Raw genomic sequence first — 13915 nt, forward strand, 5'->3', positions numbered from 1 at the left:
ATTAAATGGAATTCAATCACTCGGTATTACTATAAAGCTAAGAAGGGCGTTCTTTTGTTAGATTGCTCACAGCGCAAAAAAAGCAGGATACCTCCTCTATAATTTCCGCTCCCGCAAAAAACAAAGGCAAAGAAAACCAGTAAAAGCAAGTCCTCCGATTGCTGCTAATGAGAAGGAAAACGCCCTTACATAATCCGCTAGATCTGCTTCCAAAAGAGAATGCTTTAGCGAAGCGGAGAATAAAATACCGATTAACGCCACTCCTAACGAATTCGCAAAATACATAAAGGTAGTGATCAAGCCTGAACCCGTGCCCGTGATCTTTGGGGGTACTGAACTAAGCGTGACGTTAACTAGGGGCGTAGTAGCCATTCCGAGACCGAAACCATATATCAATAATATTAGGATATTACGGGGGTCCAGCAGATTCGTAACGTCCACATTTAGCTCTAACATAAGCAGCAGGCTACAGCTACCCATCATCAGCGCTCCTATCTTAAGTACACTCATCCCCCATCTTTTGACCATTCGAGACGAGATTAAGGAAGTCAGAAAAAAGCCTATCCCTATAGGCAAGAAAACCATACTCGTATCTTGAACACTATAGTGCAAACCAAATTGCATATAATAGCTCAAAATAAAAAAGAAAGAGAACATACTTAGATAAAGGACAAGAACGGTTGCCAGACCTGCGCTAAATGTTCGATCTCTGAAAATAGACAGATCGACTAACGGTAACGCCCCCTGCTTTCCCTTTCGATTTTCAACCCAGATAAAAGTAAACAACACGAAAAGAGCTAACATTAGACAGCCAAAAATCCACAACGGCCACCCTTGTTTTTGTCCCTCTGACAACGGATAGATCAGCAGGAACAAACCGATCAGCAGAAGGAAGCTTCCAGTCCAATCAATACTGTGCGCCTGCTCAGCCCGTGTTTCAGGTACAATCGGCATTAACAGCAGGACGAGAAGTCCAAATGGCACATTGAAAAAAAACACCGTCCGCCAACCGAGATCGAACGGATTCCAATTCACAATAGTGCCTCCGAGGATGAATCCGAATGCAAATCCAAAACCAATCATGGCGCCGTAAATGCCGAAAACAAGCCCTTTTTCCTTTGGCAGAAAGCTGACCTGCAGCGTAGATAGAACCTGAGGTTGAATAAGCGCCGCAGCCAATCCCTGCACAATCCGAATAACAATCAGAAGAGCCGGATCTGAGGTCACTCCGCCCAATACTGCCATGACCGTAAACCCGCTTACCCCGATCAGCAACATCCGTTTCCTGCCGTATATATCTCCAAGCTTTCCACTAATAATCAACGCCACAGCTAATCCTAGCGAAAATCCGGTAACGATAAGCTGTGCTTCCGAAAAGCTTGCGTTCAAGCTATATTGCATAGATGGAAGCGCAACTTGAATCATATAAGTATTTAATGAAATAAGTAATGTTGGCAGTAAAATAACCCCCAGCGCATACCACCGGCGCGAATCTACTTGTTGTTGTTCCATTGTATAACCACCTTTTTATCTGCAATCTATGTAATTATTATCATTTAGAGTGGTCTTTTTCTCTACCTGTTAAGGGAGGTGCACTCCTTGATAAGGGAGCAAACACAAAAAAACCTCAAGCAGACAGAATATAACGTTCGATTCCGAACCCTATGTTCTAACACTTGAAGCTTTAAGCTTTCTGCATTTACAAATCTTCCTACAGCCTGTTTCGTTCCAAACTCTGTTGTTCGATACGTTTTAAGTATTCGCTTGGATTGCAGCCATAATGCTTACGAAAGGTCGTCGTGAAATTGCTGACATTGCTATATCCGACCGAAACAGCTGTTTTCCCTATATTCAAACCTTCAACCTCCATATACCAGAGCGCTTTCTCCATCCTTTTTATACGTACTAGCTCGAAGATCGTCATGCCAAATAATTCGCGGAAGCCTTTTTTCAGCTTGAATTCGTTGATACCTACCCGCTTAGCCAACTCACGTATAGATAACGGTTGTTCGAAATGGATTTGCACCAATTCATGTACCCGCTTCAGATTGGTAATATCATCGTGCCGCAGCGTCATACTATCGCTAATAGAACCGTAACCATCAGACTCACCAAACAAAGCAATAAATTCAAGGGCTTTGCTCTCCATATATAAACGTCTCAATGTTCCATGATAGGTACAGTGGATTATTTCGGAGACACATTTTCGGATTGCCGCAGTATCTGGATAACGATCAATATTGCCACGATGATGTCTAAGCCAGGTTTCCATTTGCTGTGTCTCCGATAAATCTCCGGCGTAATTCAGCAGTTCACTAGGAGCTAACCGTATTTCCAGCAATTGATTGGGGACACCTGCTTTTTTCTCTTCATACACCTGAACATCCTCTAGAAAAAGGACGTTGCCCATTTGTTTATCCGTGTAACTTTCCTTGCCGTTCCATTCGCAATAGATTTCTCCGCTTAGATTATAGCTTAGTTCAAACAACGGACAAGCTTCTTGAATGTAGAGCTTCATATCTTGTTCGTAAGTTATGTCCGTATACATAATCTCCATACCTGGACGAATCCGTGTACGGGTGACAGTTCCCTTACCAATATGTGAAGGAATAGTAAGCCGTTGTTCCCATTGGTTATGCTCAACATGCCCCTCTATCCGTTCTGTAAATTGATCAAAAAGATCATGAATTTCCATATTCAATATATTTAAAGTCATCGCAAACCTCTCCTTCTTCGCTCCTTGTATACGATGAGTTACATAATCTCTACTCTAGCTCCGTAAATGATAATTGTTATCACTTGAAAGTGTCAACCTGAAATACAAAAAAGCATTGGCGGATTTTATCCTGCCAACGCTTTTTCAGAAGTAAAATAAGACCGTTCAAACTGATGGAAATGTGTCCCTTCGGTATCTCAGCTCCCCCGTAACCTCCATAATCTTCGAGGCTAACAAATGCGAGGGCAGCTCGTAATCCACACAACCCAGCTTCGCCGCTGCTTCAGGCATTTCACTTTCAATAGAAGTTTCTTGCGATTCTACAAGCGTTGATTGGGCACCAGCATGTTTGGCAGCTAGCATCCCTTTAGCGCCATCATTTCCCATTCCGGTCATTAGGATTAAATGCTGCTGTAGACCAGTTAATGCAGATATAGACCCAAACAAGACATCGACCGAAGGACAGTGCCCATTCACTGCAGGCTTTTTCATAAGTTTTATTCTGAGATCTTGCCCCTCCTGAATGATGGTCATATGAAAATTACCTGGAGCGATATAGACGGTTCCCCCGAGCACCGATTGCTTGTCCTTGGCTTCCACCACCCGTACACTTGAGAACCGATTCAGTCGTTCCGCCAATGCTTTTGTGTACTTAGGCGGCATATGTTGCACAATTAGCAGGGGATACGGGAAGCTCGCTGGAAGTGAGGTAATTAAGATTTCTAATGCCTTCGGCCCTCCTACTCCACATCCAATTCCCACGATCTGCTCAATGACTTCTGTACATCCACTCTTATCGTTTTTTTGTTTCTCTTGTCGAGCTTTCACTTTGGAGATGTTTATATTGTTAAGAATAAGAGTTCTTAAAGGAATTTCAGCGGCTTTCTTAATTTTGAATAATAACTCATCTTTTATGCTGTATAGACCAGGTCCATAAGATTGAGCTGGCTTGGAGATGAAATCTACTGCACCATTTTGTAGAGCAGTAATGGTTGCAGTTATACCTTCCTTTGTAGCTGAGCTCAGGATAAGTATAGGTGTTGGCCGCTGTGACATTATGCTTGTGAGTGCTACCAAACCGTTCAATTCCGGCATTTCTATATCTATAGCCACGACATCGGGCCTGAGTTTTTGAACCATGCTGATCGCTTCGGATGCATTTCGAGCTACTCCAATGACCTCGAGGGTTGAGTCCTCCGAAATTAGGTTCGAGATCTGTTTACGCATGGTTACTGAAGCAGCTACAACGAGCACCTTTATTTTTTGCACTACTTCTCCTCTCCTATCAATGATAATACCCCTGACACTGTTTATTTAACTTTAAAAATTGATACCAGACTATTTAACTCTTCTGCTAGCTGAGCCAAAGCATTGGCCGTCGTTGCCGTTTCACTGCTGCTTGCCGCCATTTCTTCAGTTGCGGCGGATATGCTCTCAATTGAGAACATCACCTCAGATGATTGTGCCGCCTGTTCTTCACTGGCAGCCGCAATTTCTGTTACTTTATGAGCGGTATCGTTCACCATCGTAAGGATATGTTCAAAGGCTTCTCCATTTTTTTGTGAAAAAGCTACTCCTTCTACTACAGCATTTACACTATGCTGCGTATTCTTCTGCATTTCTTTGATAATGCCCGTGATTTGTTTCGTAGCCCCACTGCTCCGCTCAGCTAACTTTCTTACTTCATTCGCAACAACGGCAAAACCTCGACCTTGTTCACCTGCGCGGGCCGCTTCTATCGCTGCGTTCAGGGCTAGCAGATTTGTCTGTTGGGCAATATCTTCAATCACCGCAATAATCTCACCAATCTTATCGGAATCTTCCGCAAGTCTAGACATTTGAGTATCCAGTACTGCCATTCCTTGTACGGAGTTCTTAACCACGATCCCTCCATCTTGAGCTATACGCATCGTTTGATCTGAAAGCTCAGAGGCCTGTTCAGCACTCTGGGCTACTGAATTAATCGCCGCAGATAATTCTCGGAACAACTCATTCATCGTTTGTGCTGCACTAGCTTGACTCATACTTCCACTAGCTACTTCCTCTGTACTTGCTGAGATTTGCTGTGCAGCAGCTGAGACACTTTCCGCAGAAGAAGAAATGCCGCTCACAGTTCGTCTTAGGTTCAGAACCATTTCATTAACAGAATAAGCTAGCATTCCAATCTCGTCCTTAGATTCCAGATTCGACGTTTCGCTTAAATCACCATTAGCCACTTTACCTAGCAGGCGCATTACTTGATTTAGAGGCCGTGCTATGATCTGCGATATTAGAAGACCCAGACCAATACTGATGAGCAGCGCAACAATAGTAACGCTAAACGTAATCAAACGAGAGGACTGATAAAGGTCATTGGCATTAACAATCGAACCTTGAGCCTGCTTCATATTGATGTCTATTAAATTTTGCAGAAAGTCAGTCAGCTCTGTTGTAGCTGTTTGCAAATCACTTACAAGCAAAAAATTTGTATATTTCTCATTACTAATATTTGTATTATTTAATTCAATAGCCTCATCCAGGCTTGTGATATACCGTTTCCAGATCTCAGGATAATCCTTCATTATGGCTAATTCTTCAGCTCTCAACGCAGTCTTGCTATATTTACCCATGATCTCTTCAATACTTTGAACGTTTTTATGTATTTTATCTTCGTATTCTTTCTTTTCTGCCACTGTTTTAGCCATCGTGTTTATATCACGGATATTGATTCTATTTGTTAAAAATAGTTCATTCGCTTCTCCCAGATAAGCTATAGGTGTTAAGCGGTTTTCATACATGTCCACGATAGAGCGGTCCATCTTACTCAAATTCGTAATTCCATAGAATCCTACAAAGCACAATATTGCGGATACTAACAGAAATGCGGAGATTAACTTCACTGCTGTTCTTAAATTATAAAACCACTTCATTTTCTTCAGCCCCTCATTGGCGTTAGTCATTTTTTAGTAATTCTTAGGAACTATTTCATCATATACGGTAAGCAGATTAAGGTAACCGAAAAAAAATAGCGCGACCACGCAAAAATATTGCGTCATCCCGCAAAAAAAGCGCAGACCAAAAAATCCCGCCTCACAGAACCGTGAATGGGATTTTGATCTATTTGTTTGTTACGAATTTTCATAGTGAATTGTTGAAATCGGACTCCTTCAATATGCCCAGTCGTTTAGCTTTTATTGCCGCTTCAATTCTTGATTTCACATTTAGCTTCTGGAACAGACTCGTTAAACTGTATTCCAGCGATCGTTGACTCATAAGTACAATCTCTGCTATTTCCTTGTTGCTTTTTCCTTTTGCAATCTCTGTCAGCATTTCATGCTCTTTTTTGCTTATCTTCGGGTTTGCTTGGTCAACATTAATCTCCATTCCTTTAGATGATACTTTTCTTAACTGTTTAACTAGGGTATGAGGCAAAATGACATCTCCCCTTAAAGCACAACGCACTGCTGCAACCAACTGCTCTCTATTGGTCGTTTTTGAAATAAACCCAAACAGACCCGATTCAATCATCAAGTTAAATTTGTTAGTAATTTCGTATCCGGTATAGATTAAGATAATCGCGTCTGCGTTTATTTTTAAGACTTCCTTCGCCAAATCAATCCCATTCCCATCAGCGATATGAAGATCAAACAACATCACGTCAAACGTATGGCTACCCACCATGTTAAGCGCCTCATGGGCTGAATTGGCTAGGGTAACCTTCATATCTCCCTCTTGTTCCAGTATCATCTTAGTCCCTTCCATGACAGAGGGATGGTCGTCCACTAACAAAATTTGAATCATGCCTAATACACCCCTATCCCCTTATTATGCCCCATGATTAATCTGCAGGTATGGATATAAAGACAGCTAATCCCTTATTCTCTGGCGAAAGAAATCGTATGGTCCCATCCATACTGCGAACCCTTTCTTTCATCCCATAAATCCCCATACTCTTAATAGAATCCTCTCCTAAAAGGCTCATTCCAATTCCGTTATCTTCATAATCCAAAAGCACCTGTTGCCCTTCACTAGCTAAGGAGATACGTACTTCTGTGGCACAGGAATGTTTAGCTGCATTAGCCAAAAGTTCCTGCACAATACGGTACAGACCTATTAGAATCTCGTCTTTTAACTTATGCCTGAAAGCGTTTGACTCAAAATATATCTGATAGTCGTTCCGCAACTGAGCAAATTCAAACAATGTCTCAAGTGAGGAAGCAAGCCCCTCATTGATTAATGCTGGTGGCCTAAGCTCATTGCAGATAATCCGCAGTTCATAGATAACATCGAGTAAACCTTCTGTGATCTGTTCTAACTGCTCCTTTAGTTCCCCCGTAACGGATTTATCACTTAAAAAATTATCAAGCTTACGATACCAGATGATCTGTTCTTGAAGTGCTGAATCATGTAAATCTTGAGCAAGCCGTTTGCGTTCATTCTCGGATAAATTAAACATAAAGCGTAGTAACCATGTCGGAGCTTGCTCGGAAGCCGCTAACTCAAGGTCCTTAGTTAGATCTTCTATGAGCAAAAAATTATCAAATAACACACTAACATAACGGGTAATCGTCTTCAGCCACACTCGAACAGAACTTATTTCTAATAAAATAGACTTCTCATTAATGGATAGAATATAGCTTTTTCTTCGGAACTCTCCGATCTTAAGTGAATAGCCCCGCTCTGTCTCAATAATCTCGCATATTTTATCATGGTTATCTTCAACTTCAACCATACAAATATTGGTAACCCGCAAGACTTCTCTAACTTCTTTTAGTAATCGTTGTTCCATGTGACTGATCTTCATCGCACCAAACAAATCTTGCGAGAATTGATCAAGACTCATCTGTAAGTTGAAATACCTTTCCTCGCTGTTCCGAATGATCTGCTCTGTAAGCTGTCTTTCCACCTCAATTTTTTTCCGATCACTGATATCCCTAAAGATAGAGATACATGCAACCTTACCCTTATATAGAATTGAGCTAGCTGTTACTTCTACATCGATAATAGATCCATCTGACCGCACGACCTTTTGTTCAATAGGAGCTAATATCCGATTGGGTCCATAATAGATTTCACGCATCCGATCTCTAGCCAGCGTTATATAGTCTGGGTGGGCCCAATTAAAAATAGAGGTGCCAATCAATTGATCCTCACTGCAAACTCCAAACAATCCTAAACAGGAAAAATTCACATAAAGGAATTTATATTCACTATGGAGTACTACCGCTTCAGGTGACATATCAATAAGCAGCCGATTGAGTTCCTCGCTTTCTCTAAGTTCACTCTCCATCTGGACCCTTTTTGTAATGTCTCTCGCTACAATCACAATACTAACTACTTCTCCATCCTCACCAAGAACAGGTGTACCCAAGCATTCCAGATCTATAATGTGACCTTTGATGTGAATAAACCGATTGTAAAACATCTTACATACTTTTGTCCGAAAAATATCCAAGATCTGTTCCCGCAACACTTCTTGTTCATCAGGATGAATATACTCCAAAATGGTTGTGTTCTTTATTGAACCAACAGGAAGACCAATAATTTTCTCACAAGAGGACGAAGCAATAATGAAGTTCCCTTGCTGATCCAGAACCCCAATCATATCCTCCATATTCTCTGTAATAAGCCTGTACTCCGCCTCCCGCTGAGCCAGCCGCTTTTCCACCTCCACAGATGCAGTGATATCTCTTGCGATAACAAAGGTACCCACAATTTGATTGTTTTCATGTACAGGGATGTTTTTCATCGACCAATGGTTAACTAATCCATTCTCGCGGACAGAAGTAACCGTGTAATGCTGCAGAACTCCGCCAACCGTTTTCTCAAAATAATCAGACATCATATGCGAATTCTCTGCACCAAATAAATTCACAATGGATAAGTTTTCTCCGAATCTATTAAAAGCTTCTCCAGTAATTTGATCTGCCGCTGGATTGATAGCTACAATGCTGCCCTGCAGATCCAATTCACACACGATATCTGGGTTATGGTCAAACAGGGATTTGTAGCGCTGCTCGCTTTTTAATAGAACCTCTTGCATCTGCTTTTTTTCCGTATGGTCGATTAAGATCCCATTGAGCCGTACCACTGCCCCTGTCTCATCCATACTGGGAATGATCCTGACTTGGACCCATCGGAGTTCACCGCTGGCATGGATGATCCGATATTCACTAAGATTGCTTATTCCTTGCCCCACTGTAGTTATAATCTCTTGAATTAAAGGCCGCTCTTCTTTAGGAGCAATTCTTAGCCAAAAGTCATCTTCCTTCGCCTGTTCTGGTGAATATCCCGTGATATTGAAAATGGCATCCGATATGAATAACATTTTCCGTGATACGTAATCGTAAGACCAAATCGCCACATCGATCGTAGCAAACATCTGCTGATACAGAGAAAAGCTATTCTCTAACTGGGCTTGAGCATTTTTTTGTTCCGTGATATCTATGATTACGCCATCTATTCTACAAACCTTATGCTCTTGATTAAAAACGGGCGTGCCTATACTTTGAACCCACTTCAGCGCTTTTGCAGGTAACTGCATACGATACTCAAGATTACATAGGTGACCAGAGTATAATTTATCTATATACGCATCAAACCGTTCAAGATCCTCACCGTACACATATTCACGTAAAAAATTGGGGTTATGCGGTAAAGCATGATCTGAACAGTCCACCCAATTCTCCAAAACATTCGACATTGTCAGCAAATTCGCTTCCATGTCAATAGACCATGAGGTCATATCCTTGTCACCAAGTGAATGCATATTGAGATTCCCTCCACATAAAAAGCCCCCCCTTTTCGGGGCGGCTTTTTCTTCCTATTCGCTATTTCACAAGCGTCTTTACATTTTAGCCATTATCTACTGAGCAATCTGCTCGCGGATATTCTGCAATATTTTCTTCTCCAGCCGGGATACCTGCACTTGAGAAATCCCAAGGCGACTAGCAACCTCTGACTGCGTTTGGTCACGGTAATATCGAAGATAAACAATCAGCCGTTCACGCTCGCTGAGACCTCCGATAGCCTCATTCAGTGCCAGCTTATCAAACCAGCGTTCCTGTGATTCGTCAGCGATTTGATCAATCAGTGTGATCGGGTCGCCATCATTCTCGAACACAGTCTCATGAATCGAGGTCGGTGGCTTGTTAGCTTCCTGAGCAAATACCACTTCTTCAGGGGTAACTCCCAGTGCCTCAGCAACTTCACCGATGGTAGGCAGACGGTCCAGCGTCTTAGACATTTCATCCTTCATCTTGCGGACCTTATTAGCCATCTCCTTAAGAGAACGGCTAACTTTCAAGGTTCCATCGTCGCGAAGGAAACGCTGAATCTCGCCAATGATCATCGGCACGGCATAAGTGGAGAATTTGACCTCATAGCTGAGGTCGAACTTATCAACGGACTTCAAGAGCCCGATGCAACCGATCTGGAACAAATCGTCAGGTTCATACCCGCGGTTCATAAACCGCTGCACTACCGACCAGACCAACCGGATATTGCAGCTAACTAGTGTGTCCCGGGCAAGATTATCTCCGGCCTGACTGAGCGCGATAAGACGTTTGACCTCCGCATCGTCCAAATAGGTCGGCGGAGCTTTTTTTGACTCTGCATCCATGGCTCCAACCCCTAATTGTATAAAGCTTTTTTCGAAACGATGGTTTTCTTCATTGAGATCGAAGTGCCGTGTCCCGGTTCACTAGTGACTTCAAATTCATCCATGAAATTCTCCATAATGGTAAAGCCCATGCCCGACCGCTCCAGCTCTGGCTTTGAGGTATATAGCGGCTGTTGTGCCAGCTCCAAATCCTCAATGCCCCGTCCCTGATCCTCAATGGTTAAATGTACCGTTTCGTTGTCCAGCGAAGCTGAAATAGTCACAATACCTTCCGGATCACTATCATACCCATGAATAATACAATTGGTGACCGCCTCCGACACGACTGTCTTCAGATCATTCAGCTCGTCCATTGTAGGATCAAGCCTAGAAACGAACGCCGCTACAACTACACGCGCGAATGATTCGTTCTCCGAGAGTGCAGCGAACTGCACGTTCATGAAGTTACCAGCCTTACCATTTGTCATAACGCAACCTCCAAATCCGAGAGTGCAGTACTCTCGTCGTCATATAGGGGCATGATCTTGAACAGGCCTGACATTTCCAGAAGTCGCTTCACAGGTGCCGTTGCATCACACACCACCATTTTGCCGCCTTTACTATGGATCAGTTTATACCTTCCCAGAATTACGCCGAGACCCGAACTGTCCATAAACTGCAGATGCTTAAGACTAAGGATCAAATGCGATACCTGACCCCGCATAATCGCTTCATCCATATCCATTCTTACAAAATCGGCGGCATGATGATCGAGTTCCCCAGATAAACGGACAATCAGCACACCCCTGTGATGCTCCATTTCCACATTAGAATTCATGCTTGCCACTCTCCTCTTCGTTGCTTTGAAAACTTGGCCTTAAGAGACAGTACCCATTCTCTTCAAGGACAAGGTTTCTACGTGGCAAATCAGGAATCCTGCCTCACGACAAAACTAGAAGAAAACCCCTATGAATCTACAAAGCACATGGGCGCAATCTACAAAAAAGCTCTTTTTAATCCATGCCGAACATCGAGCCTGTTGTACGTTTAAAGAGCTTCCACCAGCCTGCTTTTGCCACAGCTTCCCCTGCTTTAAGTTCATACTCTTTAATCACTTGGGTTCCTTGGTAGACAACCAGCTTGCCTATGGACTGGCCTTCAGCCACTGGTGCCTTCACGCTTTCTGGAAGTACTAGTTCGTGACGAATGCCTTCTTGCGTCACACCTTTTTTCAAAAGAACACTATACGTCTCTTTCGCCGTAATCGGCAGCTCGGACTTCACACCCTTCTCAATCTTAAGGGTACCAATAGCGTCCCCTTCTTTGTGAATAGTGTGGATCTTATATTGCGAAAAGAGATAGTCAAACATGCCCGACACTTCACTGTTACGTGTCTTCGTGTTCGGCTCACCCAGCACAACAGCAACAGCACGCAGACCGTCTCTTGCAGCCGTAGCGGATAAGCAGAATTTTGCTTCAGCGGTATATCCTGTTTTCAGTCCATCAGCGCCTGTATAGAAACGTACAAGCTTGTTCGTGTTTACCAACCAGAATGGTTTGGTGGAATCCTTACGCAGATAATCCTGATAGGAACCGGTATATTTGATAATTCTATCATGCTTTAAAAGCTCCCGGCTAATTACCGCAATATCGTAGGCTGAGGAATAGTGATTAGCAGCTGGAAGACCGTTGCAATTGGCAAAGTGGGTATCTTTCAGACCCAGCTCTTCCGCTCTTTTATTCATCAGATCGACAAAAGCGCTCTCCGAACCCGCTATTTTCTCTGCCATCGCCACAGATGCATCATTACCGGAGGCCATAGCGATGCCTTTGAGCATCTCATCCACCGACATTTCTTCACCAGGCTCCAGGAAAATTTGCGATCCGCCCATCGACGCGGCATATTCACTCGTGCGCACCTTATCCGTCAGTTGCAGTCTTCCTTCATCCAGTGCTTCCACCGTAAGCAGCATCGTCATAATCTTCGTAATACTTGCGGGAGGCAGCTTATCATGGCTGTTCTTTTCATAAATAATAGTGCCGGTGCCTGCATCCATCAAAATCGCAGAACGCGCACCAGGCGCAAGATCTACAGCGGCAGCATTACTGCCAGAATCCTTGCTTTTTTCCTCAGCATAAGCACCTGACATCGGTCCTAGAACCGACACAACGATACAGAGCACAAGCACAGCAAAACGCATTTTTCTCACAATGGTTCCCCTCCTGAACGTTAACCTTCATATCACAGGTACTGTGTTCCAGTTTCGTCAGAAAGGGTGGAAATTATTCCATTTCTAAGTAAATAACTATAATAATTTATCCCAAGAAGTAATGTTGTTGTCAATTAAAAAAAGCCCAGCAGTAGTTGCAGAGCATTTTTATTATAGGGGAGATCAAAAATTATTTCAAATTTTAAGTATTTCCAATTTTTTCGTATTCACTTTAAAGGAAAATGGAATATTTTAACGAATGCTATTTAAGAACTTAACTGCTTATAGAGGAGTGAATATACAGATGAACCACCTTGCAGATTGTATTGAAGCAGAAGCTACACAGAACAATTTCTCTGGTGTAGTGCTGGTACAACAACATGATAAAGAAGTCAGCAGCAGCTGTTACGGTTATGCCAATAAGTCGGATAAGCGCGAAAACAATATTCATACCCGGTTCGGCATTGCTTCCGGATGTAAAATATTTACCGCGATTGCTGTCTGCCAGCTGGTCGATCAGGGATTGATTTCTTTTGAAAGTAGACTAATAGATTATCTTAAAAAGGTAGAGTTCCCTCTCTTTAGTCCTGACATCACCATTCATCAGCTACTTACGCATAGCTCTGGTATTCCGGATTATTTTGATGAAACAATTATGGATGATTTCGAGGACCTGTGGAAGGCACGGCCTATGTACACCTTGCGACAGCTTGAGGATTTTGTGCCGATGTTCCGAACCCTTCCCATGATGTGGACCCCGGGCGAACGTTTCCACTACAACAATGCCGGCTATATCGTGCTAGGCCTTCTGGTGGAGGAACTGAGTGAAATGTCTTTTTCCGATTATGTAGAGCATCACATCTTTAAGCCTTGCGGAATGGAGCAATCCGGTTACTTCACGTTAGATGCCTTACCTGCCAACTGTGCACTAGGATACATAGAGGAAGAGAACGGGAACTGGAGAACCAACATCTACTCAATCCCGGTAAAAGGAGGCGCTGACGGTGGAGCTTTCGTCACTGCCCCCGACCTGCAGCTATTCTGGATCGGGTTAATGAACCATACATTATTGAGTCCAGTAATCACTTCATTATTGCTTACTCCCCATGTACATGTGGATGGCGAAGGCTATTATGGTTATGGTGTATGGATTACCCTCCGCGAAGAAAAAGTGTTCAAATTTCACATTATGGGCTATGATCCCGGTGTTTCCTTCCGGTCGGCTATTTATCCAGCTAGTGGCGAGACTGTGGTCGTATTATGTAATACAAGCAGCGGGGCTTCGCAGATTTTCAATAAGATCAATAATCAGTTATAAATATTGCACCATTGAGCAAAACGCAAAGCAGCGACCTTCCCGTTATGGGAGGATCGCTGCTTTGTTGTCTGTTTACGGCCATAGCCATGACA

At 43.0% G+C, this 13915-nt stretch carries 11 protein-coding genes; 1 reads left to right on the forward strand and 10 read right to left on the reverse strand.

What is annotated here, in order from left to right; all coding sequences use genetic code 11:
* Positions 1 to 96 precede the first annotated feature (96 nt).
* From NSQ50_RS21080 to NSQ50_RS21125, 10 genes are all read right to left on the reverse strand, one after another.
* Positions 97 to 1512 carry an MFS transporter gene (locus NSQ50_RS21080; protein WP_051490900.1) on the reverse strand — a complete coding sequence of 472 codons (1416 nt, stop codon included), beginning with the start codon at positions 1510 to 1512 and terminating at the stop codon, positions 97 to 99.
* Between the two features lie 199 nt (positions 1513 to 1711).
* Complete coding sequence (locus tag NSQ50_RS21085; RefSeq protein ID WP_038572467.1) at positions 1712 to 2716, reverse strand: AraC family transcriptional regulator; 1005 nt, start codon at positions 2714 to 2716, stop codon at positions 1712 to 1714.
* A 165-nt stretch (positions 2717 to 2881) separates the two neighbouring features.
* Positions 2882 to 3985, reverse strand: a complete 1104-nt coding sequence (gene cheB / locus NSQ50_RS21090; protein ID WP_038572469.1) for a chemotaxis-specific protein-glutamate methyltransferase CheB — start codon at positions 3983 to 3985, stop codon at positions 2882 to 2884.
* Between the two features lie 41 nt (positions 3986 to 4026).
* On the reverse strand, positions 4027 to 5625 hold the full coding sequence (locus NSQ50_RS21095; protein ID WP_038572471.1) for a methyl-accepting chemotaxis protein: 1599 nt from the start codon (positions 5623 to 5625) through the stop codon (positions 4027 to 4029).
* Between the two features lie 208 nt (positions 5626 to 5833).
* Positions 5834 to 6496, reverse strand: a complete 663-nt coding sequence (locus tag NSQ50_RS21100; RefSeq protein WP_036676060.1) for a response regulator transcription factor — start codon at positions 6494 to 6496, stop codon at positions 5834 to 5836.
* Between the two features lie 37 nt (positions 6497 to 6533).
* On the reverse strand, positions 6534 to 9464 hold the full coding sequence (locus tag NSQ50_RS21105) for a sensor histidine kinase (protein WP_052097208.1): 2931 nt from the start codon (positions 9462 to 9464) through the stop codon (positions 6534 to 6536).
* Between the two features lie 96 nt (positions 9465 to 9560).
* Entirely contained in the window at positions 9561 to 10316 is a 756-nt protein-coding gene (gene sigF, locus NSQ50_RS21110; RefSeq protein WP_036676059.1) for an RNA polymerase sporulation sigma factor SigF, read from the reverse strand.
* Between the two features lie 11 nt (positions 10317 to 10327).
* Positions 10328 to 10783, reverse strand: a complete 456-nt coding sequence (gene spoIIAB, locus NSQ50_RS21115; protein ID WP_036676058.1) for an anti-sigma F factor — start codon at positions 10781 to 10783, stop codon at positions 10328 to 10330.
* The gene (gene spoIIAA / locus NSQ50_RS21120) at positions 10780 to 11133 is read right to left on the reverse strand and encodes an anti-sigma F factor antagonist (protein ID WP_036676057.1); all 354 of its coding nucleotides are present in this window, start codon (positions 11131 to 11133) and stop codon (positions 10780 to 10782) included. Before spoIIAA ends, spoIIAB begins: the two co-directional genes overlap by 4 nt.
* A 175-nt stretch (positions 11134 to 11308) precedes the next feature.
* Positions 11309 to 12445 (reverse strand): D-alanyl-D-alanine carboxypeptidase family protein, encoded by a 1137-nt coding sequence (locus tag NSQ50_RS21125; RefSeq protein WP_235219379.1) that lies wholly within the window; start codon positions 12443 to 12445, stop codon positions 11309 to 11311.
* A 364-nt stretch (positions 12446 to 12809) separates the two neighbouring features.
* Between NSQ50_RS21125 and NSQ50_RS21130 the strand changes: the two genes are divergently transcribed.
* A complete protein-coding gene (locus tag NSQ50_RS21130) occupies positions 12810 to 13823 on the forward strand; it encodes a serine hydrolase domain-containing protein (protein ID WP_052097210.1) in 1014 nt (337 codons plus the stop codon).
* The last annotated feature ends 92 nt before the right edge of the window (positions 13824 to 13915 follow it).

Source organism: Paenibacillus sp. FSL R10-2788 (genome assembly GCF_038003885.1).
Lineage (GTDB): Bacteria > Bacillota > Bacilli > Paenibacillales > Paenibacillaceae > Paenibacillus_AQ > Paenibacillus_AQ odorifer.

What these genes read in the sequence shown, in the direction of transcription:
- NSQ50_RS21125 (WP_235219379.1), bottom strand. Translation starts at nt 12,445, where the DNA reads ATGTCAGGTGCTTATGCTGAGGAAAAAAGCAAGGATTCTGGCAGTAAT.
- NSQ50_RS21100 (WP_036676060.1), bottom strand. Translation starts at nt 6,496, where the DNA reads ATGATTCAAATTTTGTTAGTGGACGACCATCCCTCTGTCATGGAAGGG.
- NSQ50_RS21085 (WP_038572467.1), bottom strand. Translation starts at nt 2,716, where the DNA reads ATGACTTTAAATATATTGAATATGGAAATTCATGATCTTTTTGATCAA.
- NSQ50_RS21080 (WP_051490900.1), bottom strand. Translation starts at nt 1,512, where the DNA reads ATGGAACAACAACAAGTAGATTCGCGCCGGTGGTATGCGCTGGGGGTT.
- NSQ50_RS21095 (WP_038572471.1), bottom strand. Translation starts at nt 5,625, where the DNA reads ATGAAGTGGTTTTATAATTTAAGAACAGCAGTGAAGTTAATCTCCGCA.
- sigF (WP_036676059.1), bottom strand. Translation starts at nt 10,316, where the DNA reads ATGGATGCAGAGTCAAAAAAAGCTCCGCCGACCTATTTGGACGATGCG.
- NSQ50_RS21130 (WP_052097210.1), top strand. Translation starts at nt 12,810, where the DNA reads ATGAACCACCTTGCAGATTGTATTGAAGCAGAAGCTACACAGAACAAT.
- spoIIAA (WP_036676057.1), bottom strand. Translation starts at nt 11,133, where the DNA reads ATGAATTCTAATGTGGAAATGGAGCATCACAGGGGTGTGCTGATTGTC.
- NSQ50_RS21105 (WP_052097208.1), bottom strand. Translation starts at nt 9,464, where the DNA reads ATGCATTCACTTGGTGACAAGGATATGACCTCATGGTCTATTGACATG.
- spoIIAB (WP_036676058.1), bottom strand. Translation starts at nt 10,783, where the DNA reads ATGACAAATGGTAAGGCTGGTAACTTCATGAACGTGCAGTTCGCTGCA.